The 23,394-nt window shown below is 35.8% G+C and carries 29 protein-coding genes and 1 tRNA gene; 16 read left to right on the top strand and 14 right to left on the bottom strand.

Annotated elements, in window-relative coordinates; all coding sequences use genetic code 11:
• The first annotated feature begins 45 nt into the window (after positions 1 to 45).
• The 3 genes from JJL45_RS06760 to JJL45_RS06750 all read left to right on the top strand — a co-directional run bounded on the left by JJL45_RS06760 (position 46) and on the right by JJL45_RS06750 (position 2,424).
• Positions 46 to 579 (top strand): 3-hydroxyanthranilate 3,4-dioxygenase, encoded by a 534-nt coding sequence (locus tag JJL45_RS06760; RefSeq protein ID WP_067149616.1) that lies wholly within the window; start codon positions 46 to 48, stop codon positions 577 to 579.
• Between the two features lie 88 nt (positions 580 to 667).
• Positions 668 to 1,753 (top strand): amidohydrolase family protein, encoded by a 1,086-nt coding sequence (locus tag JJL45_RS06755; RefSeq protein ID WP_068602518.1) that lies wholly within the window; start codon positions 668 to 670, stop codon positions 1,751 to 1,753.
• Between the two features lie 29 nt (positions 1,754 to 1,782).
• Complete coding sequence (locus JJL45_RS06750) at positions 1,783 to 2,424, top strand: O-methyltransferase (RefSeq protein ID WP_068602519.1); 642 nt, start codon at positions 1,783 to 1,785, stop codon at positions 2,422 to 2,424.
• A 90-nt stretch (positions 2,425 to 2,514) separates the two neighbouring features.
• Here the strand turns inward: JJL45_RS06750 and JJL45_RS06745 are convergent, their stop codons facing one another.
• The 6 genes from JJL45_RS06745 to JJL45_RS06720 form a co-directional block, all read right to left on the bottom strand.
• Complete coding sequence (locus JJL45_RS06745; protein ID WP_068602520.1) at positions 2,515 to 3,165, bottom strand: peroxiredoxin-like family protein; 651 nt, start codon at positions 3,163 to 3,165, stop codon at positions 2,515 to 2,517.
• Between the two features lie 257 nt (positions 3,166 to 3,422).
• Positions 3,423 to 3,710 (bottom strand): twin-arginine translocase TatA/TatE family subunit, encoded by a 288-nt coding sequence (locus tag JJL45_RS06740; RefSeq protein WP_068602521.1) that lies wholly within the window; start codon positions 3,708 to 3,710, stop codon positions 3,423 to 3,425.
• Between the two features lie 93 nt (positions 3,711 to 3,803).
• Positions 3,804 to 6,110, bottom strand: a complete 2,307-nt coding sequence (locus JJL45_RS06735; protein WP_068602522.1) for a M1 family metallopeptidase — start codon at positions 6,108 to 6,110, stop codon at positions 3,804 to 3,806.
• Positions 6,111 to 6,215: 105 nt separating this feature from the next.
• The gene (locus JJL45_RS06730; protein WP_068602523.1) at positions 6,216 to 6,722 is read right to left on the bottom strand and encodes a DUF6702 family protein; all 507 of its coding nucleotides are present in this window, start codon (positions 6,720 to 6,722) and stop codon (positions 6,216 to 6,218) included.
• A gap of 77 nt (positions 6,723 to 6,799) precedes the next feature.
• A complete protein-coding gene (locus tag JJL45_RS06725; RefSeq protein ID WP_068602524.1) occupies positions 6,800 to 7,594 on the bottom strand; it encodes a hypothetical protein in 795 nt (264 codons plus the stop codon).
• Between the two features lie 88 nt (positions 7,595 to 7,682).
• Entirely contained in the window at positions 7,683 to 8,483 is an 801-nt protein-coding gene (locus JJL45_RS06720) for a carboxypeptidase-like regulatory domain-containing protein (protein ID WP_068602808.1), read from the bottom strand.
• A gap of 111 nt (positions 8,484 to 8,594) precedes the next feature.
• On the opposite strand from JJL45_RS06720, the gene pepE reads away from it, so the two are divergent.
• Entirely contained in the window at positions 8,595 to 9,302 is a 708-nt protein-coding gene (gene pepE, locus JJL45_RS06715) for a dipeptidase PepE (RefSeq protein WP_068602525.1), read from the top strand.
• Between the two features lie 220 nt (positions 9,303 to 9,522).
• Here the strand turns inward: pepE and JJL45_RS06710 are convergent.
• A tRNA-Gly gene (locus JJL45_RS06710) sits at positions 9,523 to 9,595 on the bottom strand.
• 54 nt (positions 9,596 to 9,649) lie between these two features.
• A complete protein-coding gene (locus tag JJL45_RS06705; RefSeq protein ID WP_068602526.1) occupies positions 9,650 to 10,075 on the bottom strand; it encodes a GNAT family N-acetyltransferase in 426 nt (141 codons plus the stop codon).
• A gap of 75 nt (positions 10,076 to 10,150) precedes the next feature.
• Between JJL45_RS06705 and JJL45_RS06700 the strand changes: the two genes are divergently transcribed.
• Positions 10,151 to 10,600 (top strand): GNAT family N-acetyltransferase, encoded by a 450-nt coding sequence (locus JJL45_RS06700; protein WP_068602527.1) that lies wholly within the window; start codon positions 10,151 to 10,153, stop codon positions 10,598 to 10,600.
• A gap of 75 nt (positions 10,601 to 10,675) precedes the next feature.
• Here the strand turns inward: JJL45_RS06700 and JJL45_RS06695 are convergent, their stop codons facing one another.
• Positions 10,676 to 11,077 (bottom strand): ankyrin repeat domain-containing protein, encoded by a 402-nt coding sequence (locus JJL45_RS06695; protein ID WP_068602528.1) that lies wholly within the window; start codon positions 11,075 to 11,077, stop codon positions 10,676 to 10,678.
• A gap of 253 nt (positions 11,078 to 11,330) precedes the next feature.
• On the opposite strand from JJL45_RS06695, the gene gpmI reads away from it, so the two are divergent.
• Complete coding sequence (gene gpmI, locus JJL45_RS06690; protein WP_068602529.1) at positions 11,331 to 12,848, top strand: 2,3-bisphosphoglycerate-independent phosphoglycerate mutase; 1,518 nt, start codon at positions 11,331 to 11,333, stop codon at positions 12,846 to 12,848.
• Positions 12,849 to 12,988: 140 nt separating this feature from the next.
• Entirely contained in the window at positions 12,989 to 13,393 is a 405-nt protein-coding gene (locus JJL45_RS06685; RefSeq protein WP_068602530.1) for a BT0820 family HAD-type phosphatase, read from the top strand.
• 2 nt (positions 13,394 to 13,395) lie between these two features.
• Here the strand turns inward: JJL45_RS06685 and JJL45_RS06680 are convergent, their stop codons facing one another.
• Positions 13,396 to 14,667, bottom strand: coding sequence for an acetyl-CoA hydrolase/transferase family protein (locus tag JJL45_RS06680; RefSeq protein WP_068602531.1), 1,272 nt, complete (start codon positions 14,665 to 14,667; stop codon positions 13,396 to 13,398).
• A gap of 137 nt (positions 14,668 to 14,804) precedes the next feature.
• Here JJL45_RS06680 and map point away from each other — a divergent pair, with 137 nt between their 5' ends.
• Genes map through JJL45_RS06665 form a run of 3 tightly spaced genes read left to right on the top strand, consistent with a single transcriptional unit; the run spans position 14,805 to position 16,853 of the window.
• Positions 14,805 to 15,623: a type I methionyl aminopeptidase gene (gene map / locus JJL45_RS06675; RefSeq protein ID WP_068602532.1), complete on the top strand. Its 819-nt coding sequence runs from the start codon at positions 14,805 to 14,807 to the stop codon at positions 15,621 to 15,623.
• Positions 15,624 to 15,683: 60 nt separating this feature from the next.
• Positions 15,684 to 16,058: a GxxExxY protein gene (locus JJL45_RS06670; protein WP_067149586.1), complete on the top strand. Its 375-nt coding sequence runs from the start codon at positions 15,684 to 15,686 to the stop codon at positions 16,056 to 16,058.
• A 27-nt stretch (positions 16,059 to 16,085) separates the two neighbouring features.
• Complete coding sequence (locus JJL45_RS06665; RefSeq protein ID WP_068602809.1) at positions 16,086 to 16,853, top strand: class I SAM-dependent methyltransferase; 768 nt, start codon at positions 16,086 to 16,088, stop codon at positions 16,851 to 16,853.
• A gap of 36 nt (positions 16,854 to 16,889) precedes the next feature.
• Here the strand turns inward: JJL45_RS06665 and JJL45_RS06660 are convergent, their stop codons facing one another.
• The gene (locus tag JJL45_RS06660; RefSeq protein WP_068602533.1) at positions 16,890 to 17,159 is read right to left on the bottom strand and encodes a VF530 family DNA-binding protein; all 270 of its coding nucleotides are present in this window, start codon (positions 17,157 to 17,159) and stop codon (positions 16,890 to 16,892) included.
• 94 nt (positions 17,160 to 17,253) lie between these two features.
• Between JJL45_RS06660 and JJL45_RS16300 the strand changes: the two genes are divergently transcribed.
• The 3 genes from JJL45_RS16300 to JJL45_RS06645 all read left to right on the top strand — a co-directional run bounded on the left by JJL45_RS16300 (position 17,254) and on the right by JJL45_RS06645 (position 18,596).
• Entirely contained in the window at positions 17,254 to 17,448 is a 195-nt protein-coding gene (locus tag JJL45_RS16300; protein ID WP_082935893.1) for a T9SS type A sorting domain-containing protein, read from the top strand.
• Positions 17,449 to 17,523: 75 nt separating this feature from the next.
• The gene (locus JJL45_RS06650) at positions 17,524 to 17,820 is read left to right on the top strand and encodes an EF-hand domain-containing protein (protein WP_068602534.1); all 297 of its coding nucleotides are present in this window, start codon (positions 17,524 to 17,526) and stop codon (positions 17,818 to 17,820) included.
• Between the two features lie 116 nt (positions 17,821 to 17,936).
• Positions 17,937 to 18,596 carry a hypothetical protein gene (locus JJL45_RS06645; protein WP_068602535.1) on the top strand — a complete coding sequence of 220 codons (660 nt, stop codon included), beginning with the start codon at positions 17,937 to 17,939 and terminating at the stop codon, positions 18,594 to 18,596.
• A 1-nt stretch (position 18,597) separates the two neighbouring features.
• On the opposite strand, the gene JJL45_RS06640 is transcribed toward JJL45_RS06645, so the two are convergent.
• Genes JJL45_RS06640 through JJL45_RS06630 form a run of 3 tightly spaced genes read right to left on the bottom strand, consistent with a single transcriptional unit; the run spans position 18,598 to position 20,351 of the window.
• Positions 18,598 to 18,822 carry a VF530 family DNA-binding protein gene (locus JJL45_RS06640; protein WP_068602536.1) on the bottom strand — a complete coding sequence of 75 codons (225 nt, stop codon included), beginning with the start codon at positions 18,820 to 18,822 and terminating at the stop codon, positions 18,598 to 18,600.
• Positions 18,822 to 19,037 (bottom strand): DUF6500 family protein, encoded by a 216-nt coding sequence (locus JJL45_RS06635; RefSeq protein WP_068602537.1) that lies wholly within the window; start codon positions 19,035 to 19,037, stop codon positions 18,822 to 18,824. Before JJL45_RS06635 ends, JJL45_RS06640 begins: the two co-directional genes overlap by 1 nt.
• Positions 19,038 to 19,046: 9 nt before the next feature.
• Positions 19,047 to 20,351, bottom strand: a complete 1,305-nt coding sequence (locus JJL45_RS06630) for a DEAD/DEAH box helicase (RefSeq protein WP_068602538.1) — start codon at positions 20,349 to 20,351, stop codon at positions 19,047 to 19,049.
• Between the two features lie 234 nt (positions 20,352 to 20,585).
• Here JJL45_RS06630 and JJL45_RS06625 point away from each other — a divergent pair, with 234 nt between their 5' ends.
• The 3 genes from JJL45_RS06625 to JJL45_RS06615 are packed head-to-tail and all read left to right on the top strand — an operon-like array spanning position 20,586 to position 23,381.
• Positions 20,586 to 21,905: a nucleoside hydrolase-like domain-containing protein gene (locus tag JJL45_RS06625; protein WP_068602539.1), complete on the top strand. Its 1,320-nt coding sequence runs from the start codon at positions 20,586 to 20,588 to the stop codon at positions 21,903 to 21,905.
• Entirely contained in the window at positions 21,898 to 22,581 is a 684-nt protein-coding gene (locus tag JJL45_RS06620) for a DUF1593 domain-containing protein (RefSeq protein WP_202664358.1), read from the top strand. Before JJL45_RS06625 ends, JJL45_RS06620 begins: the two co-directional genes overlap by 8 nt.
• Positions 22,551 to 23,381, top strand: coding sequence for a nucleoside hydrolase-like domain-containing protein (locus tag JJL45_RS06615; protein WP_202664357.1), 831 nt, complete (start codon positions 22,551 to 22,553; stop codon positions 23,379 to 23,381). The genes JJL45_RS06620 and JJL45_RS06615 overlap by 31 nt, the downstream gene beginning before the upstream one ends.
• Positions 23,382 to 23,394: the final 13 nt, after the last annotated feature.

The raw sequence follows: 23,394 nt of genomic DNA, 5'->3' as shown, positions 1-23,394 counted from the left end.
TCTATTGGCTAAAATCAAAAGGAAGTTTAAAAGGGCATATTCAACATGAGTCATTTAACATCTCCTATAAACTTTAAAGCTTGGATTGAAGAAAACAGACATCTCCTAAAACCACCTGTAGGGAATAAAGTGGTTTGGAAAGATGGCGATTTTATCGTGATGGTTGTTGGCGGTCCTAACAACCGAAAAGATTACCATTATAATGAAACACCAGAGTTTTTCTATCAGGTTGAAGGCGATATTATTTTAAAGATTATTGATAAAGGCACCCCAAAGGATGTACACATCAAAGAAGGGGATATTTACTTATTACCACCAAAAGTACCTCATTCGCCCCAACGCGGTGCAAACACTGTTGGATTAGTAATTGAATACAAGCGTCCAGAAGGCATGCGAGATGCGCTTTTATGGTTTTGTGAAAATTGTGTTACGAAGCTCTATGAAGAAGATTTCACCTTAGAAAACATCGAAACCGATATGCCTAAAATATTCGATAAATTTTACAGCGATGAAACTAAACGGCATTGCCCTAACTGCGGAAACGTTATGCAGCCTCCAAAGCAAGTTAAAATCGAGTAAACAATTTAGGCTAGTACCATCTAGAAACTCATGATATTCATTGTAACCAAAAATTAAAACAGACCGCTACCCAAGTAGAAAGAATAACATGGAAAAACGTAAACTTCGTATAAACGGCCACTCACACCTTTTACCCTACCCGGAAGACATTCCAGATTTCATGAGAGAAAAAGAGATCTTTTGGGTTGATAAAGACCGTAAATTCATGCTTCAAAAAGATTGGAGCCGCCCAGTAACACATTCCAGTTTTTTTCTAGATGAAAAATTAGAGTGGATGGCGCGCAACAAAATTGATCACGCGGTAGTTTTAAATCTCTCGCAACTTTACGGAAATGGTTTACGTGTTGAAGAAATGAAAAAGGCCTTGCGTTTCCAAAATGATTTTAATGCAGGCGTACAACACCAGCACCCAAGTAAATTTACTTGTGGGTTCGTAGTACACCCTGGATTTGTAAATAGCGCGTGTTGGGAAATTGAACGTTGTGTAGAAACCTTAGGCCTACAGTTACTTTGCCTACCAACGCATTACATGGATACCATAGGCACCTGGCGCTGTATTTTTGATGAAGCCAACGACCCCATTTTTGAACTCGCTAACAAATACAACTTAGCTGTTGAAATTCACCCTTATGATGGTGAAAAGTTTATAAAATTAGAAAATACGTCTTGGCGATTTCACCTCATTTGGATGCTTGCCCAATGTGCTGATGCTTACCACTTTTTAACCCTTAATGGTTATCAAGAAAAATACCCTAACATGCGAACTTGTTTCGCTCATGGTGGCCAATTAGCTCAAATTAATTTAGGACGTCGTATTCAGGGATTTGATGGCAGACCCGATTTATTTGAAGGCAAACACCACCCAAGAAAAGCGGTGGGGCATAAAAACATATTTTTTGATACATTAGTGCATGATACAGGAAGTTTAGAACTCCTTATAAACAATCACAGTTCGAAACAAGTGATTATGGGGCTTGATGACCCTTATCCGTTAGGAGAAATGGAAAACGAAAAACAATCGTCGTACCCTGGTAAAATTTTAGATTTAGCTAAAGAAAGAAAGATTATCAATCAAACAGAATACGAAGCCATTTGGGAAGATAATGTGATACAGTGGTTATGTGGTGAAGATAAATTGGCTAAAGAAAAGCTTATTGAAAGAATTTTAAATTAATTTTGAAGCTGCACTAAAAGATAACAAGCATGCATTTTATTCCTGAAGCCTTAGACGAGTACGTTGTAAAACATTCTGAAAATGAACCTGAATTATTACAGCAATTAACTCGCGAAACCTATCAAAAAATATTACAACCACGTATGCTTAGTGGGCATTATCAAGGGCGTGTTTTAAGTATGATTTCAAAACTTGTTAATCCTAAAAACATTTTAGAAATTGGAACATACACAGGGTATTCAGCGCTTTGTTTAGCTGAGGGTATGCAAAAAGATGGCGAATTACACACCCTAGATATTAATGAAGAATTGTTCGATTTTCAGAGGAAATATTTTGATAAATCGGCATATGGTACACAGATTTTTCAACATTTAGGAGATGCCATGGATATCATACCAAAACTTGACAAAACCTTCGATTTAATATTTATTGATGCCGATAAAGACAATTACCCCAACTATTTTAATGTCATTATAGACAAACTTAATGTAGGAGGCATCATTTTATCGGATAACGTATTATGGAGTGGTAAGGTGCTTGAAACCTTAAAAAAAGACGACACCTCAACTAAGGCCCTTTTAGAATACAACGCCCTTTTAAAAGAGGATCCAAGAGTAGAAACCGTTTTATTACCCATTCGTGATGGTTTAACGATTAGTAGAAAACTGTAATACTAAAACAAAAAAGAGCTCATTACATTCGGTTTTACAGAAATAAATGAGCTCTAAATTATTATGGTGAACTTTATAAGTACAGATACTTTAGGATAGACTTTTCAAGGCTTCCATAATCTCATCGGGTTCCGATCGGGTTCTGTAATCAACGTTAACATAGCTCCATGTTACAACGCCGTCCTGCCCTATTATAAATGTGGCAGGGATTGGCAAGATATTTCCATTGCCATTATTAATTTTTTCTAAATCAAGTTTACGATCTACGCGCATGTGTTCTGCTAAAAACTCTGGTACTTCCCATGCAACGCCGTATTGCTGAGCAACTTTTGCATCTTGATCGGACAATACAGTAAAGTCCATGTTACTAATCTCATCCTTTGATAATGATCCATCTGGAACTTGCGGACTTATAGCAACAAGTGTCGCTCCTAATGCATGAATTTCGTCTAATTTAGCTTGCAGTGCTCTAAGTTGTAGGTTACAATATGGACACCAACTGCCTCGATAAAAAGTAACGACAACAGGACCTTGTTCTAATAAAGCATCTAACGAAATGGATTTCCCTTCGGCGTTAGGCAGATTAAAACTAGGTGCTTTTTGTCCTACTTTAATGGCATCCTTCCCCAGCTCAAAGTCTTTTGCTTTTTTAATGATGTCATCAACACCACTCATAAACTTAGGGTTAGCTTGTCGTCCTGATTCTATTTTAGCATCGGTGAGTTCTTTTAATGTTTTCATGGAATGACTTTATAGGTTTCATTGTTAGCTAGGAAACATGATTCTTTTCACTAACACATTATGATTTTTAATTAAACTTACGGCTATTTTTTGTGCAAATACGTTATTCCTTAGCAAGTACACACTAACTTTTAGGCTTAAACTGTTTTAGTGGATATTCGCGTTAAGGATTGAGGCATTGTTGGAGCTCCTTGCAAAGAGCGACTGCCGACAGCCTGACGCCGCCAGAGCGGGGTAACGCCCAGAACAATAATGATTTAGAACTTTCTTCTTACAGAACCTGTAAACTCTTCAAGGTCGTCTTTAACTTTATCGAGTTCCTTTTTAACATCGCTGGTAATGCTAGTGTCGAGACCACTTTTTTCGGCCGTTTTTGTGATTTCGTGCTTAATATCGTTTGAAGCATCTTTAAGCGTACGCATGCCTTTACCTAGACCTCTTGCGATTTCCGGTAATTTATCGGCACCAAATACCATGATAGCAATAAATAGTATGAAGGCTATTTCTGCACCGCTAATAAATAAGAATGTTGCTTGCTGTATCACAATGCAAATATACTAAGTTGTTTGTTTAGAATAAAAAAAAGCCGATTTTAAAAATCGACTTTCTTTTTATGAGATGCTGTTTTTTAAAAAAACTTAGTTGCTTTCTTTAAACTGATCGAATTCACTTTTTTGCTCTTGTGCTGGCCAGATGTTATTAGAGGTATCCACATCGGCAGTTTCTTCATTTGGATCTAATTTAATACCGATAATTTCTTTGTCGGAAGCAATGGCTTTTGACACCTCTTTATCGTTAAGTCTCCAAATTTGAGCAGGGTATGTTTCGGTTTTAGTCGAACCATCGGCATAGGTATACTCAACAATAATAGGCATAACTAAACCTCCAGGCTTATTAAACGTCACGTTATAGAAATACTTAGGATTTTTTAAATTTTTACGCTCCTCTGGGGTAAAATTATCCATGATATATTCTTTTAATGGCGTGCTGTTTTCTAAAAGTGAACCTTGAGATAATTCTTCTTTATAGTCTTCACTACCTTCTTCTACCATATATACTAATGGACGTAAATTTTCTAGCTTGAAGCCTTGTTCTTTAGCCATTTTTCTAACATAAGCATTAGGTTCTGAAGAGACATAGAATTTTTTAACTTCTTTAATTCCTATATCTACCCAATCGGTAGTATAAAACCAACCTCTCCAATACCAATCTAAATCGAAAGCTGAAGCATCTTCCATCGTTCTAAAGAAATCTTCTGGGGTTGGGTGTTTAAATTTCCAACGGTTAGCATACTCTTTAAACGCGTAATCGAACAAATCTCTACCCATTACCGTTTCTCTTAAAATATTAAGTGCTGTAGCAGGTTTACCATATGCATTATTTCCAAACTGATACGTGTTTAAACCTTTAGTCATAATAGGCGCAATATGATCTTGGTTGCCACTCATGTAAGGTATAATCATTTTTGCAGGTCCACGATCGGAAGGAAATGCTTTATGTTCTGGAGATAGTGCTGCAGGGTATTTTTCACCAAAATCTTGCTCGGCTACGTACTGTACGAATGTATTTAAACCTTCGTCCATCCATGTCCATTGACGTTCGTCACTATTCACAATCATAGGAAAAAAGTTATGCCCTACTTCGTGAATGATAACCCCCATCATACCGTATTTTACACGATCGCTATAAGTGCCATCTTTATCTGGGCGACCGTAATTCCAGCAAATCATTGGGTATTCCATACCTTGACGTTTCGCATGAACCGAAATAGCTTTGTGGTATGGGTAATCGAAAGTCATTCGAGAGTACGATTCTAAAGTACTTGCAACAGCTTTAGTAGACCATTGTTCCCAAAGTGGGTTTCCTTCTTTAGAATACATAGAAACCGCCATAACGTCTTTGCCGCCAATTTTAACAGCCATCATATCTAAAATATACTTTCTAGAAGTTGCGAAACCAAAATCACGTACATTTTCAGCCTTAAGCTTCCAAGTTTTTGTGTCTTCAGAGAATGATTTTTCACGAACTTCAGCCTCAGCCTGTGTTGCAATAATAACAGGTGTGGTAAATGATTTTTTAGCGTCTTCGTAACGCTTCATCATATCTTTAGTATATACGTCTTTTCTATTGGTAAGTACTCCTGTTCCGTCTAAAATATGATCGGCAGGTACGGTAATATTAACTTCGTAGTCTCCGAATGGTAAGGCGAATTCATCGCGTCCCCAAAACTGAGAATTTTGCCACCCTTCAACATCGCTATATACAGCCATTCTAGGGTAAAATTGCGCTATAACATAGGAACGGTTTCCGTTTTCTGGGAAATACTCGTAACCAGAACGACCACCTTCATCAACATGGTTATTTATATTGTACCACCATTTGATAGCAAAAGAAAATTTCTCTCCGCTTTTTAAAACTTTAGGCAGTTCTACACGCATCATGGTTCTGTTAATCATGTACTTTAACGCATCGCCATTGGTTTGAGTAATCTCTAAAATGTGAAAGCCACGATCTTTACCATATACTAAATACGTCTCAGAAAACTTACTAGGTTGAAAAACAGGATCTAAACCTGTTGATTCAATTAAAGGTGATTTTGAGTCTTTGGCGCGTTGGTTTTGATCTAATTGTACCCACAAATATTTAAGATTATCTGGAGAATTATTCGTGTATGTTATCGTTTCTGCACCTGTAATTTTTGCCAATTTATCGTCTAAAACGATGTCCATTTTATAATCGGCTTGCTGTTGGTAGTAAGCTGCCCCAGGAGCTCCTGAAGCTGCCCTATACATATTTGGTGTAGAAAACTCGTCGTATAACTGCTTAAACTTATTAGTATTGGTGTGACCTGTTTTTGGTGCTTCCTTTTCTTTGGCTTGGTCTTGGGCGTTAATCCCAGAGGTTGCAAGGACTAATGAAAGACAGAGATAAACGATTTTTCTCATATGAATTCTACTTTAAAAAAATAATTATTATTGATTTCGGTTAGGTTTACTAAATTTTATCACTAAAAGTCAACGAAATTACTGAAATTCAGAACTAAATCCTTATTAATTATCAAATTTTAACAGGTATTCATCCTTTTGAGGGAATAAAATAAAACTTTTCTGCTTTGAATTGATCTTGGTTTTAATAACATTCTGCTGATCTTCGAAAATATCAAATAGTACTTTATTCGTTATTTCGAATGATTTTACGTTTTTTATATTTTCAATTTCCAAATAGCATTTCATGACATCTGCGTCATAAACTTTACCTAAAAACTTAAGCGTTGTAGGCTGACCATTAATTTTAATTTTCATCTTGTCGCTTAAATATCTTGCAATGTAGGCGTCAGTTTTTTTAGGTTCATTTTTGCCTGCAAGCGTAATGGACTCGTCGTAGCGTTCGCGTAACAAACGTTCTATATCATCGATAAAAATTCTAGAAATAATTTGAACAGTTTGCTTGTCCTCAACATATTCGATTTGGGTTACCGATACATAATATTTATGGATATTAGTAAATGCAAGAAAGGGAATGATTAATAAAGTTAAGATTAACTTATTGACTGTCATTGAAATATTTTTTCGGCTAAATTAAAGATTTAAAGGTATAAAAGGTGGTGTTATGGTATTGAAAACTGCTCTAAGGCTTAATTATTTAGGTTTTCGAGGTACTTTTCATACTTTTTTTCCAGGAATTGTAAAATTTCTAAATCGTTATTGGAAGTACAAATGGCAACAAAACGATCATCTTCTTCACAGAAATGGAAAAACTCATTTTGCTTGTCTTCATCTAAAGGATGTAACTCAAAGAACATGGTTGAAAATTTCACTTTAATGTCATGTAACAGTTCCGATTTTTGCTCTAAAGCCACATGCTGTTTTAGCACTTTCGTTCTTCCAGAAATCGCATTTAAAATAGGCTCTACCGGAACATTTAATGACAGGACTTGAAGCATTATGGTTTTGAAAGCGACACCCTCGCCATTGGCTTGGGATAATCGGCGTTCACTCTGCGTTGCGACTTTTCCCGTGTAACCAGGTATACCAACATCATAAAAATTAATAGGCGCTTCGCCTGTGGTATTTTTAATATCCGCTAGCAAATCACCTGTTAAGGTTTTACCCACTGTAACCTCATCTAAAACGTTAATTTGTTCTTCTAGGGTGACCACTAAAGTTTTATTTTTAAAAACGGATTCTGAAACAACAACATTTTGGGGCTTGTGTTGTATGGAAGAAAACACCAAGGTATCGTGAACCTTTACAGATATTGTAAACTCACCTCGTGCATTGGTTGTTGTAAAAAGTTGTTGGGTTTTATTGATAACATGGATGTTCTCAACATTGACAGCGCTTAGCACAGTTCCTGATAGGTCATGAGACTGGGAAAAAGCCAAAATCACCCAGAAGAAGGTTAGTAAAAAAGCAAAAATGCGTTTCAATGTTGTTGGTTTAGACAACAAAAAAAGATCATAAATCCTTAAAAAACTGACAATGAAACTATAACATTTCGTTAAAACCGTTTAAAGACTACTTTTTTTGGTTTAAAAACTCGATACTTTTCTGATTAAGTAATTCTAAAAATTCCATTTCCTTTCCGTAATTAAGTAAGGTAAAATCAAAATTATCTTTTTCCACAAATTGAATAAATTCTTGAGTACGATGCTCTGGAATATTAAAATTATCCTTTAAAAATTGAGCTCCAAAATAAGGTTTTATAGATTCGATAGGTACTTCTGGAACACCTGCTTTCTTTTTATCTGATACATTCGATCGGAATAATGGCAGTAATAATTGATCGACTACATTCACAATATTTAAACCGTTTATCATACGCTGTTGCTGATAATTCTGACCTAAATTTTCAACTTTTGTTTTATTGTCTGGCTTAAACTCATGATCCATGTTGTTCTTAACACCAAAGTACAAGGCATCTAATTTCGGATTAAACGGTGCGGCCGATTCTAAATCTACAGCTAAATTTCCCGTAAGTCCGGCTTCAGTCACCACAACTTCATCAAGTTTATTAATCTCTTCAATTAAAAAGAGCTTCATACGCTTTGATTTTAAGATCGCCTCATTTACTTCAAAGCTTATATTTTGATACTGAAGTGCACTTACTTCTACCACATCATTTAAGGCGACTTGCATTGTAAATTCACCCTCATCGTTCGTTATGGTACCAACCTTTGACGTTTTATTAATTACGGTAATACCTGAAATATCACTGCCTTCCACGATTATTTTACCCAAAACCTCAATTCTATTTACGTTTTGAGAAACTGCTTGTAGTGAACACAAAATCGTTATAAAAAGTACTATTTTTTTCATATCATTATTTTGTATGAAGGTACCATTTTTTAGGTAAACTCTTAAAGTAAAAATATTTAAAGTTTTATTAAAAACCATTTTTAAGTACTTTTATCAACAAATAAAAATGCTATGAAAAACATCATTATAGCCAGTACTTCTACGGTACATGGCTTGGGTTATTTAGAATATATTTTAGAGGAACTAAACCTTTTTTTTAAAGGTGTAAAAACCATTGTTTTTATTCCTTACGCCAGACCTGGAGGCATCACTCATGAAGCTTATACAGATCATGCCAAACAAGCGTTTAAAAAAATTAACATTGACGTTAAAGGCCTACATGAGTTTGAAAATCCTATTGATGCCATTACCCATGCTGAAGGGATTTTTGTTGGTGGCGGCAACACCTTTGTTTTAACCAATCAACTTTATAAAAACAACCTGATAGAGCCGTTGCAACAAGTTGTAAAAAACGGAACGCCTTATCTGGGTACCAGTGCAGGAAGTAATATTTGCGGACTTACCATTAAAACCACCAATGATATGCCTATTGTATATCCGCCAAGTTTTAATGCTTTGGGTTTTGTACCTTTTAATATAAATCCGCATTACTTAGATCCAGATCCTACCAGTAAACATATGGGAGAAACACGTGAAACACGTATTAAAGAATTTCATCAGTACAACACGCCGCCGGTTGTCGGCTTAAGAGAAGGCAGTTGGCTGCATGTTCAAGGCGATTCGATTGTTTTAAAAGGAAGTTTAGATGCTAGAATCTTTGAATACGATAAAGCACCTTATGAAATTCCAACAGGAACTGAATTGAATGTATTGAAGTGATAGGCTGTATGCTATATGCGATAGGCTTTAAGCACAAAGCATATAGCTTAAAGCATTTAAAAATTTTACAAAAAAAAAAGCCTCATCGTTTTGATGAAGCTTTTTGAGCGAGAGACCGGGTTCACTTCGGCTGCGCTCAGCATAAACTTCTCACCCTAATCTTTAGAAATATTTAAATTTTACACAAAAAAAAAGCCTCATCGTTTTGATGAAGCTTTTGAGCGAGAGACCGGGTTCGAACCGGCGACATTCAGCTTGGAAGGCTGACGCTCTACCAACTGAGCTACTCTCGCCTTTAATTCCGGGGGCAAATATAGATAAACCTTTAGATATCTTCCAAGAAAAATTTACAACTTTTTCAAAAAATGATAACCCAAAATCTTAAACCCCTGATTATAATAGAACTTATGTGACGCATAATTATTCACATAGGTATTTAATTCAATAGATTCGTATCCTTTTTCACGTACATATTGATAAATCCAGCTAAAAAACTGATGTCCTAATCCGTTTCCGCGATAAGCTTTGTCAATAAAAACATGATCAGGCTCCACACTCCTCCCCGAGTAATGCCGTGTACAAAACCACAAGCCACAAACTCCTATAAGTTCATCTTCATTAAAAACACCAGCACACTCGTAATTTTGAGAAAACATTTCAGTGATACGCGTTCGAAGTAAATCTTCTGAAATTTTATCTGCATTTAATTTTTTAACCAAGGGTACTATCTGTTCAATATAGTCTTGGTTTAAAATTTTAAAAGTGTATGCCATGTTCTTTCCTTTTTCTTATCAAATAAAACGTGATTATTTACCTTTGTTTTTATTCGCAAAAATATCAAATCTCGTATGAATCCATCGAAATTTCAGATAAAACAAATCAGTGCTCAGGAAACTTACAAAGTACGCCTGCCCGTTTTAAGGCCAGGCAAACCAATTGATTCCTGCGTTTTTGATGGAGACATTTTGAAGTCTACCATTCATTTTGGCATTTATTTGCATGACGAGCTCATTGGTATTTGTTCCTTTTTTAAAAATAGCCATCCTCATATATTAGATAAACAGCAATATCAGCTTCGGGGCATGGCTGTACTGGAAGCCTATCAAGGCATGGGTATAGGTTACAAAGTGTTACAATTTGGTGAAGCCTACCTAAAGACTAAAGGCATTAAAACCATTTGGTGTAATGCTCGTGAAGTAGCTACTGGCTTCTATGAAAAATGCGGATATCAAATTTTCGGCGAACCGTTTGATATTCCAGAAATTGGCCCCCATTATACCATGAAGAGATCATTATAAATAGGTATAAAAAAAACGTCTTGAACACAAGACGTTTTTTAGACTAATGAACTCGAAATAATTATAAAATAACTTCTATTTTTTACTTTTTTTAGACTCTAAATGAGTATCGATAACAGCTTTTGTATCGTGAGCACCGTGTAATGCAGCATAATCTGCAGCAGTTTTACCTTTATCGCATTTCGTTTTTAAATTGGCCCCGTTATCAATTAATAACTGAAGAATGTCAACGCGATTATATTTAGCCGCGTACATAGCTGGTGTTAATCCGTTAGATTTAGCATTAACATCGGCACCTCTTTCTATTAGTTTTTCTACGGTTTCATAATCGCCTTTAGCAATAGAAACACAAAAAGAGTTTACTTTGAAATACGCTTCTACACTATTATTTTTTAGTGTTAATGGTTCGGTTGTTGCATGAGCACCCACAATTGAAAAGGATAATGCAATGGCTGAAATAATGATTGATTTTTTCATGATGAAAGATTTTAAGTTTGATTAAAATGATTAACGTTTTTTGATATACTAAAGAGACGACATTTTTTTTAAAATGTTACACCTTAAATTATTAATAACGCATTTTTAACGTTTGATTCGCAAGAACTTAACAAAAAACCACTCTGAGTTAACAATTACGAAACACCTTAGTTTACAAGACTTTTCACACGTTACTATAGATCATATTTTAACAAACTTCCTTATCTTTGTTACGTTTTAAAATTTATAAAAAATGAACAAAAAAGTTATCTTAATGATTCTTGATGGATGGGGGAATTCTCCAGATCCAAAAGTTTCTGCAATCGACCATGCCAACATTCCATTTATTGATTCTTTATATACAAAATTTCCATATGCCACTTTACGTACCGATGGTTTACACGTAGGTTTACCTGAAGGCCAAATGGGAAATAGTGAAGTAGGACACATGAATTTAGGTGCTGGCCGGATTGTATATCAAGATTTAGTAAAAGTTAATTTAGCTGTTGAAAACAAAACACTAAACAACGAAAAGGTATTAGTTGATGCTTTTAAATATGCTAAAGAACAAAATAAAGATGTTCATTTTTTAGGTTTATTAAGTGATGGTGGTGTGCATTCACACATCAACCACTTATTAGGCTTAGTAGATGCTGCCAACGATTTTGGTGTGCCAAATGCTTATGTTCATGGTTTTACCGACGGACGTGATGTAGACCCAAAATCTGGAGCTGGATTTGTTAAGCAATTACAGTCTCACATTGAAGGAACAAACACAAAAATCGCTACTATTTCTGGACGTTACTACGCCATGGATAGAGATAAACGTTGGGAACGTGTTAAAGTAGTTTACGACGGTTTAGTAAAAGGTGAAGGTGAAAAATCTACCGATATCGCCGCTAGTATTGAAGCTAATTACGCGAATGATATTACCGATGAATTCATCAAACCTATCATCGCTGTTGATGCTAATAATGAACCTATCACTAAAATAAAAAATGGTGATGTGATTGTCTTTTTCAACTTTAGAACCGATAGAGGTCGTGAGTTAACCGAAGTGTTATCTCAAGCAGACTTCCCTGAATTCGACATGAAAAAATTAGATTTACACTATGTGACGCTTACAAATTACAACGACACTTATAAGAATGTGAACGTAATTTTCAATAAAGAGAATTTAACCGAAACTTTAGGTGAAGTTTTAGAAAAACATAATAAAAAGCAAATTAGAATTGCTGAAACAGAAAAATATCCACACGTAACTTTCTTTTTCTCTGGAGGAAGAGAAAAAGAGTTTGAAGGTGAAAGCCGTATTTTAAGAAACTCTCCAAAAGTTGCAACTTACGACTTAAAACCTGAAATGAGTGCTTACGAACTTCGTGATGCTTTAGTGCCAGAACTAGAAAAAGGTGATGTTGATTTTGTATGCTTAAACTTTGCTAATGGTGATATGGTAGGTCATACAGGTGTTATGGAAGCTGCCATTAAAGCTTGTGAAGCGGTAGATGACTGCGTAAAATCAGTAATTACGACAGCTTTAGAAAATGATTACACAACCATCGTAATTGCCGATCATGGTAACTGTGAAACGATGATTAACCCAGATGGATCACCAAATACAGCGCATACTACAAACCCTGTTCCTGTGATTTTAGTGGATAATGAATTAAAAGAAATTAAGGATGGAATTTTAGGAGATGTTGCTCCTACTATATTAAAATTAATGGGAGTACCTCAACCTGAAGCCATGACTAGACATGCTTTAGTATAACCATTTATTAGATATCAAATCTATAAAATAAAACCCCACTTTATGTGGGGTTTTTAATTCTTAAAAGTCCATAACCCTTTAGCCTTCTCATCCTTAAAAATTATTGTATTTTTGCCGTAAACCCTTGCTTAACTTAATTTATGACATTTAGTAACCAATTAATTATCGCTGTCGATTTTGACGGCACCATTGTTGAAGACGCTTACCCTAAAATTGGAAAACCCATGATTTTCGCTTTTGAAACCTTGAAAAAGCTTCAAGAGGATGGTCACCGCCTAATCTTATGGACCTACCGTTGCGGATCAAAATTAGATGATGCGGTTAAATTTTGCGAAGAGAATGGTATTACCTTTTATGCCGTAAACAACAGTTTTCCTGAAGAAGAATACGACAACTCGGTAAGCCGAAAAATTAATGCTGATTTATTCATAGACGATAGAAATGTAGGAGGCTTTTTAGGCTGGGGAGAAATTTATCAAAAACTCACCAATACAGAAGCACCTATTCCAGAAAAGAAAAAAGGGTTTTTCGGATTATTCGGCTAACATTAGTATCGTGTTAATTCAAAATACGATTTGTCTATTGTTTCCCTGTGATTTGGATGTGCAATATTAACTAAGGCTTTTACACGCTCCTTTATTGTTTTTCCAAACAGATTGGCTACACCGTATTCGGTAACTACATAATGCACATGTGGACGAGTAGTTACAACACCAGCTCCATGATTTAAAGCTGGCACAATTCGACTGATGCCTTTAGAGGTCGTTGATGGTAACGCCATTATGGATTTACCGCCATCACTTAACGATGCGCCGCGCATAAAGTCTAATTGCCCACCAACACCCGAGTACATTTTAGACCCCAAGGAATCAGCACAAACTTGTCCGGTAACATCTACCTCTAAGGCTGAATTAACAGCCACCATTCTAGGGTTCTGTTTTATTACAGACACATCATTAGTATAATCACAAGAACGCATTTCAACAAAAGGGTTATCATCGATATAATCATACAATCGTTTTGACCCCATCACAAAAGTGGTTAACGTTCTTCCAGGTCCAACACCTTTATAATTGCCATTAATCACGTCCTTTAAAATTAGATCGATGACGCCATCAGAAAACATCTCGGTATGCAGTCCTAAATCTTTATGATTATGCAATCGTGACAATACAGCATTAGGAATACTTCCAACTCCCATTTGTAACGTGCTTCGATCTTCAATTAAATTAGCAATATAATCCCCTATTTTATTCTCGATGGCATTAGGCTCACCATAAATATGTGTTGGAATTGGAATATGGGCTTCTACAAACAAATCAATTTCAGAATAATGAATTAAGCCATCACCATGAGTTCTTGGCATATGGTCATTAACTTGAGCGATAACCGTTTTTGCATTATCGATAGCTGCTAAAGTCGCTTCAACCGACACACCTAACGAGCAATACCCATGTTTATCGGGTACCGAAACATGAATAAGCGCCACATCTAAAGGCACAATATTTCTTTTAAAAAGCAAAGGCAACTCACTCAGAAAAACAGGAGTATACGAACCATTACCAGCAGCTATAGTATGTCGCACATTTTTCCCGATAAAAAATGAATTTACATGAAAACTATCACGAAGTTCAGGGTTTGCATACGGCGCATCACCTTCTACGTGTAAATGACACACTTCCACACCTCTCAATTCCTCATGCCTAGCCGTCATAGCTTTTAACAACAACTGAGGGGCTGCTGCTGCAGCTTGCACATAAACTCTATCGTTATTTTTAATAACTTTTACAGCGTCTTCTACGGATACAACTTTATACATGATGGCAGTCCTTTTTGAAAACTCAAAATTACCCCATTTTTAAATCAAAAAAACTGTCAAAAGTCAGCAATTACTAATAATAATGTAAAAACTGAATCACTAAAATTAAGTACCTTTGCATTCCTATATTTAGAATTATGATTATTGTTAAAACAAGAGAAGAGATTGAATTAATGCGCGAGAGTGCCTTAATCGTATCTAAAACCTTAGGTGAAATTGCTAAAGCCATTAAACCTGGAGTAACGACACTACAATTAGATAAGTTAGCTGAAGAACATATTAGAGACCACGGTGCCATTCCTGGATTCTTGGGCTTATATGACTTCCCTAACACACTTTGTATGAGTCCGAACTCTCAAGTTGTCCACGGAATTCCTAATGGCGACCCTTTAAAGGAAGGTGATATTATCTCTATCGATTGTGGTGCTTTAAAGAATGGTTTTTATGGCGATCATGCCTATACGTTTGCTGTAGGCGAAATCGACCCTGAAACCGAGAAACTTCTTCAAGTTACTAAAGAATCTTTATATGTAGGTATTAGAGAATTTAAAGCTAACAACCGTGTTGGTGATGTTGGTTTTGCTATCCAAAAATACTGTGAAGACCATGGTTATGGCGTAGTCCGCGAGTTGGTTGGTCATGGCTTAGGACGTACTATGCATGAGGATCCAGAGATGCCAAATTATGGTAAACGCGGACGCGGAAAGAAATTCGTTGACGGTATGGTGGTAGCTATCGAACCTATGATTAACTTAGGGACACAGCGTATAAAACAACACCGTGATGGCTGGACTATTACGACTTTAGATAACAAACCTTCGGCGCATTTCGAGCATGATGTTGCTCTAATTGATGGTAAGCCAGAATTGCTTTCTACTTTTGCTTACATCTATGAAGCATTAGGAATTAAGAGCAATGAAGAAGATGAGTTTCGTCGTGAGGCTTTGGTGCTTTAAATTTTAAGACACAGATTTTCACAGATTACTTACTCTGCTCTTAAACCTGACGAACTAGCTATGTACAATTTCCCGTACCAAGAGGATACTTACAAAATCATTGGAGCATGTATGGCTGTTCATAGAGAATTAGGAAAAGGATTCAACGAAATCGTATATGGCGATGCTCTTGAGATTGAATTAACAGATAACAATATTAATTTTACAAGAGAAAAACAATTTAACATTGTATATAAAGGCAATTTATTACCACATAAATATCAAGCAGATTTTATTATTGAGGACAAAATAATTCTAGAAATAAAAGCTATTAGCAGTTTAACCGATTCACACACCAAGCAAACACTTAATTATTTAGCTGCATCAAAGTTAAAATTAGGTCTTCTTATAAATTTCGGAGAAGACAGCTTAAAATACAAACGCGTAATACTTTAAAAAAATCTGTGAAAATCTGTGAAATCTGTGTCTAATAAAACTTTCAAATTAATCCTAAACACCATCCCAAGGCCTTTATTGATAAGGTTAAGCTATGTTGTACGACCTATATTAGCAACCTATCTAAAAGGTTCAACATATACCGACCCTATAGATGGAAAAAGCTTTAAATCCTTTCTTCCTTATGGCTACGGAAATCAAAGAAGTAATGTGCTATCACCTTCTACCCTATCATTAGAAAGACACCGCCTTCTTTGGTTATACCTTAAAAACGAAACCCCCTTCTTTACTGCCCCGTTGAAAGTATTACACTTTGCTCCCGAGCAAGCTTTTTATAAGCGCTTTAGAAAGATGAAAAACTTGGATTATGTCACGACGGATCTAAATTCCCCTCTTGCCGACGTTAAAGCAGATATTTGCAACCTACCGTTCGAAGACGAATCTTTTGACATGATACTTTGCAATCATGTTTTAGAACATATCCCCAATGACACGAAAGCCATGCAAGAGCTTTATAGAATTTTGAGAAAAGGCGGCATGGGTATTTTACAAATTCCGCAAGATTTGAACCGGGAAAAAACTTTTGAAGACGATTCGATTACCGATAAAAAAGAACGCGCAAAAATATTCGGACAATACGACCATGTTCGTGTTTATGGCCGTGATTATTTTGATAAACTCCGAGATATAGGTTTTACAGTTGAAGAAGTAGACTATACTGCGAACCTTTCGGAAGACCTCATTGACCGCTATTGTTTAGCCCAGGGTGAAATTATACCTGTTGTTAGAAAGTAAGCTGCCGGATAAAACAACTCGAAACACCTTTAGTAGTTACCTTTTTTGGTTCTTAAGCATCTTCAAGTACATGTTTTCTACTTTCGTTCGTTCCCATGGGGTACGGCGTAAAAACTTTAAACTGGATTTCACAGAAGGGTTTTCATTAAAACATTTTATTTTAATGGTATACCCCATATATTCCCAACCATAATGCGCCACGAGATCATTAATAATTTGCTCTAGCTTTACGCCATGTAAGGGATTATTTGGTTTTGGAAGATTCGCCCCTACTGGAACCACTAGAAAAAGTGCTTGGAGTGCCATTGACAGCATAGAATTTTATGGCCCAAAGCCTATCAGTAGATGATAAAACATTAAATAATAGTTTAATAATTTATCCTGTGCTCCCCCCCTAAATATTAAAAGTACAACTAGTGCTCATATTAAATCTATAAGCATCTATAATACTCACGGGCAAAAACTAATTGATAAAAACGTTGACAACCTGTCGAATACCGAAATAAACACAGCATCACTTTCAAACGGGATGTATTTAATTCGTGTAAACACCGAAAAGGGCAGCTTATCAAAAGCATTTATTGTTTCAAAATAATTTATAATGCCTTTAAACCTTTTCAGAAAAAAATAGTCTAAAAGTTCTGTTTAACAATTTAAATAAAAACATTAAATGAGAATAACAACTTTAAAATTAGGAACTTTAGCTTTAGCACTATTCGCATTTACAAGTGTAGAAGCTCAAGAAAAAAAGAAGCCAGATCCAGAAAAAGCATTTAAAAGATTTGATGCCAATAAAGATGGTTCTGTAACTTTAGAAGAATTTAAATCTGCTAAAAGAAAAAAAGAAATTCCTGAAGATAAACTAGAAAAAGGCTTTAATCGTATGGATGCCGATTCTGATGGAAGTGTGACTTTAGAAGAATTTAAAGCTGCTCAAGAAAAAGGCAAAAAGAAAAAACAAGACTAGTTTTTATAATAAAAACAGAAAAGGCTCAAATTTATATTTGGGCCTTTTTGCTTTTTAAATCTTTACCTGATAAGTTTTTAAGTACATTTACAAAACAACTTTATATATAAAGAGTTATGAAATACCATATCACCATTAATAGCATAAAAACAGTTGAAGAATTGAAAGACGCTTGGAGTCATGAGGATTTCATTAAACTACTAGATGAACTAGATTTCCCTGATGCCAATAAGTCAAATCCTGATGAATTAAAAGATTTACTCTTTATGGCCATCTCCGATTTTGAACCTGAAGAAGCTGCTGCTATTCTACTAAAATATAAATTTTCAGAAAAATTAAGCGCTAATCAAATCGAGCAAGTGTCTCATGAAATGTTGCTGGATAAAATTTCTGAAGAATATCCAGACATCAGTTTTCATCATCAATTGTTTAACATCAATCAGCTCTTATTTAAAGCTTATAATGGCAGGTTTCCAAATACCAAAGCCACCATCATTGCGTTTGAAATAACACCAAATAAAGACGTTACAAAGGAAGCTGTTTTAAAAGCATTTAGTGCATCACTTTCTAGTCACAATGTGATTAAACGCTTATTTGAAAATCAACTCACGGGCAAAGAAGCATTTGATGAAGCCGAACATATTATCTGGGATTTAAAAGAAACTTCCGAAAACGGATACCTTTTAACAACATCAGAGTATTGGATGAGTAAAGATGATTTTAATGATGCTGAATTTGATGCTGAAATAGTGTTATTTGAAAAGGATAGCGAATAAACTATCTTTTTCTCCGTAACATTTTTAAATACATCCCTTCAACCTTAGTGCGTGCCCAAGGGGTTCTTCTTAAAAATTTCAAACTAGATTTTACCGATGGATTTTCGGTAAAACATCTAATTTTAATATTATAACCTAAGTATTCCCAGCCATAATGAGCGACTAACTCATTAATAATCTGTTCTAATTTAATGCCGTGTAACGGGTTATTAGGTTGCGCTTCCATTATAAATGTTCAACCAACTTTTTAATTTTAACCGCCTTTTCAAAATGATCAAGCTTATGAGTTTGAATCCACCAGGTAGCAGCCTCCATCAACAACTCAGGATTATCGTTTTTATTTTTAAAAAAAGCATAAAACGAGATACCAACTTGATCACCTTTAGCGGCAATTTTCTTATCGCAAATTTCTAAAATTTTATGTTTTAAAACGGTATTCATAATATCTGACTACCTCCCTTCATTACTCCTTCTTGGGCGTCTGGATTTATTATTTCTTCCAGAATTTCTTCGAGACCCCTCTCCAGATCCTCCAGAGTTATTCGGCTTATTTGATTTACTTTTTTGAGGTCTTCGGTTTTGTCTGCCCTGACCTGGTTTTACAGGTACCGTTGATGCATTAGGATCAGGCTCGAAACCTTCAACAATTTCTACAGGAAGCTTTAACTCAATTAGTTTTTCGATATCACGTAAAAACGTAGTTTCATCGGCACTTACTAAAGAAATAGCTTCACCTTTAGCTCCTGCTCTTCCTGTCCTACCAATGCGGTGTACATAATCTTCAGAAACATTAGGTAACTCAAAGTTAATCACGTGTGGTAATAACGGAATATCAAGCCCTCTTGCAGCAATATCAGTCGCCACTAAAACACGAACACGACCCGATTTAAAACCAGATAAGGCCTTTGTTCTCGCCCCCTGACTCTTATTTCCGTGAATGGCAGCTGCTGTAATGCCAGCTTTATCCATTTTCTCACAAAGTTTATTGGCTCCATGTTTTGTTCTAGTAAATACTAAAACCTGTTTCCAATTCCCTTCAGAAATTAATTTAATAATCAACCCTGTTTTTAACCCTTTGGCAACGCGATATACCTTTTGTGAAATCGCTTCAACCGTCGTGTTTTCTGGAGTCGCTTCAACCTGAACCGGATGATTTAAAATGCCATGGGCTAACTTTTTAATATCTTTTGAAAAGGTTGCCGAAAACATCAAATTCTGACGTTTCTCTGGCATACTTTTAATCACTTTTTCAATATCTCTTAAAAACCCCATATCTAACATACGGTCGGCTTCATCTAAAACAAAAATTTCTACACGTTTTAGCGATAATAAGCCTTGGCTTTGTAAATCCAATAAACGCCCTGGAGTGGCTACTAAAATATCAACCCCCTGGCGAATGGTTGCGGCTTGAGGTTTTTGGTTTACACCACCAAAGATAACGGCGCTTCGTAAGTTTAAAAACTCGCTATATTCTCTAACATTCGCATAAACTTGCGCTGCTAATTCTCGTGTTGGCGTTAAAATTAAAGCACGAATGGGCTTATATTTTTCCTTCGGATTTTCAGAAAGCAAATGTAAAAGTGGTAAAGTAAAACCAGCTGTTTTTCCTGTTCCTGTTTGTGCCGATGCTAAAACATCATGTCCCTCTAATACGGGTGGAATGGCTTTTTCTTGAATTGGTGATGGTGTTGTGTATCCTTTTTTGCTAATTGCTTTTAGCAGGGCTTCAGACAGTCCCAAAGATTGAAATGACATATAACGTATTTATGAAGCACACATACAAAATTATAGTCTACTTCTTTAAGTGCGCAAAGGTACAGCTAATTTTATCAAAGTGGTGTAAATACTTGCTGTTGTATGGAAAAATATAAAATAGACATTACCAATACGAACGGCTTCAACAAACTTATAATTATAAAAAACCAATAAAAATTAAAAAACACGTTTCACATTTTGCTATATTGCAATCGATTACAATAAACTAAACACATGATTATTAGAAGCGTAACAAATCTAAGCATATGCCTTGTATTGCTATTTACCACCACATGCTGTTCCAATAAGAAAAAGGTCTTAAAGCTTAATGAGAAACCCCGAATTATAATAAGCAGCGATATTGGCGGAACCGATCCAGACGACAACCAATCTATGGCACACCTTTTAATGTATGCCGATATGTTTACTATTGAAGGACTTGTTTCATCCCCTTCCTACGGTAAAGGAAATACTTCTGAAATTTTACGCATGATAGATTTATATGAAAAAGATCTACCTAAGCTTCAAAAACATAGTCAAGGTTTCGCCGAACCCGATTACTTACGATCTATTACAAAACAAGGGCGACAAGGCAATGCGCCCTATTTAGGTTATACAACAGCCACCGAGGGCTCCAATTGGATTATAAAATGTGCTAAGGAAGATAAACCTGAACCTTTATGGGTTTTAGTTTGGGGTGGCTTAGAAGATGTCGCTCAAGCACTTCATGACGCTCCTGAAATTCAAAATAAAATTAAAGTGTATTGGATTGGCGGCCCTAATAAAAAGTGGAGCGCTAATAGTTACGCCTATATTGCAGCGCATTTTCCAGACCTTTGGTTTATAGAGGTTAATGCATCTTACTATGGGTTCTTTTCGGATAATGTCATGATAGACAGTATTAACAGCACCAATTATTATGAAAAATATATAAACGGAGCCGGACATCTAGGAAAAGATTTTAAAAACTATTATAATGGAGAAGTTAAAATGGGCGACACCCCATCGCTTCTTTATGTGATGAACGGCAACCCTGAAAACCCTACAGGTGAAAGCTGGGGAGGCAGCTTCGAGATTTTTAACCATAGTCCAAGAATAATACACCACGGCGTAACAACTTTAAAAGATACGGTAGCCTTTTGTTCAATTAATGAATTTCACCTAAAAGGACCTGTGGCTAATATTCCCAAAGACTCCATTTGTTTTTGGATGGAGGTTCCATTTGGAAAATCTACTCAGAAATGGCCTGGATACTACTTAGGCGAAGGCGATTATGCCATAAAATACATTCCAAAAAAAGCAGAAATTTTAAACTATACATTCACGTCTGAGATTCCAGAAATTAATGGATTAAAAGGCGCTCTTGTAGTCGATAATTTTTGGCCAGGAAAAAAACATGAAACAGATTATCAATTAGGCAGTAATTGGTACACCGATAAAGCAGACAAAAATCTTTACGACGGTAAAATTCAAGGCGGTAAAACCATCTCGAAATGGCGAGAAGAAAGTTTATTGGACTGGGCAAAACGTTGGGTATGGCTGAAAGATGAATAAAATTAAAGTAGAACAAATGATTCATAAACAAGTTTTAATCGGTCTACTCCTACTCTTAACTTCAGTAAAAGCATTTACTCAAAATGAGATCATTAAACCACGAATTATTGTGACTTCCGATGGTGAAATTGATGACGAATGTTCTATGGTACGCTTTTTATTATATGCTAACGAATGGGATATTGAAGGCATTATCACGTCCAGTTCGCAATACCATTGGCAAGGACACAAATGGGCCGGTGATGATTGGATAGATCCTTACTTAGAAGCTTACGAAAAAGTGTATCCTAATTTAATAAAACACAAAAAAGATTACCCGACACCAGACTATCTAAAATCAATAACCTTTCTTGGAAATGTAAAAGCAGAAGGCGAAATGGATTTAATAACTCCTGGCTCGCAGCAGATAGTTAAAGTGCTTTTAGATGAATCGGATAACAATCCTATTTGGGTACAAGCTTGGGGTGGCACCAATACCCTTGCACGTGCCTTAAAAACCATTGAAGAAAATCATCCAGACAAAATGGAATCGGTTGCTAAAAATCTGCGCTTTTTCTTTATTTGGGAACAAGACAACACCTATCAAAGCTACATTAAACCACATTGGGGAAAATACAATATACAAACCATTATCTGCGACCAATTTTGGCTGTTGCTTACCAATGGGATAAAATAATACCTCAAGATAAAATAGACTACTTCAGAAACGATTGGATGAAATCTAATATCCTAGAAAACCATGCCCCCCTGTGTTCTTTGTACGAAGCTTATAAAGGTGGTGGTGACAAAGAAGGTTTTATAGCAGGCCCCATAAAAATGAAAGGTGATTTCCGATCGGAAGGTGATTCGCCAGCATTCATTTACACCATTAATACAGGATTACGCTCTTTAGAGTCTCCAGATTACGGAGGTTGGGGAGGTCGTTATGTAAATATTCGAGAGAACACTTGGTTAGATCCTGTTCCTGAAACCAACTACAGCTATCCAGAAGGAAGATGGTATACCAAAACCGCTTGGGGAAGAAATTATATGCGCAATGTGTATCCAGAAAACCAAGACTTAATGACCAGCTATTTTAAACCTATAACACGTTGGGCTGATGCTTTGCAAAATGATTTTGCAGCTCGCGCCGATTGGTGCATCAAACCTTATGAAAATGCCAATCATCCTCCTGTTGTGAATTTGAAAAACAAATTAAACATAACACGTAAACCAGGTGATAAAATAAGCTTAAACGCCAAAGGAACTTTAGATCCCGATGGCGATAAACTAAAGTACTCGTGGTGGCAGTATGAAGAAGCTGACACTTACAATGGGGTCGTTTCAATTAATAATGCTTCTTCACAAAAGGCATCATTAGTCATTCCTACCGATGTTAAAAATGGTGAAACCATTCATGTTATTTGTGAAGTATCAGATAATGGGTCGCCTCAATTAACCAGATATCAACGTATTATCATTACTATATCAAATTAACTTCAACTAAACA

The sequence above is a fragment of the Tamlana sp. s12 genome (assembly GCF_016767215.1).
GTDB lineage: Bacteria > Bacteroidota > Bacteroidia > Flavobacteriales > Flavobacteriaceae > Pseudotamlana > Pseudotamlana agarivorans.
Note: the sequence above shows the minus strand (reverse complement) of the source record. Positions and strands in the feature narration are given on the sequence as shown.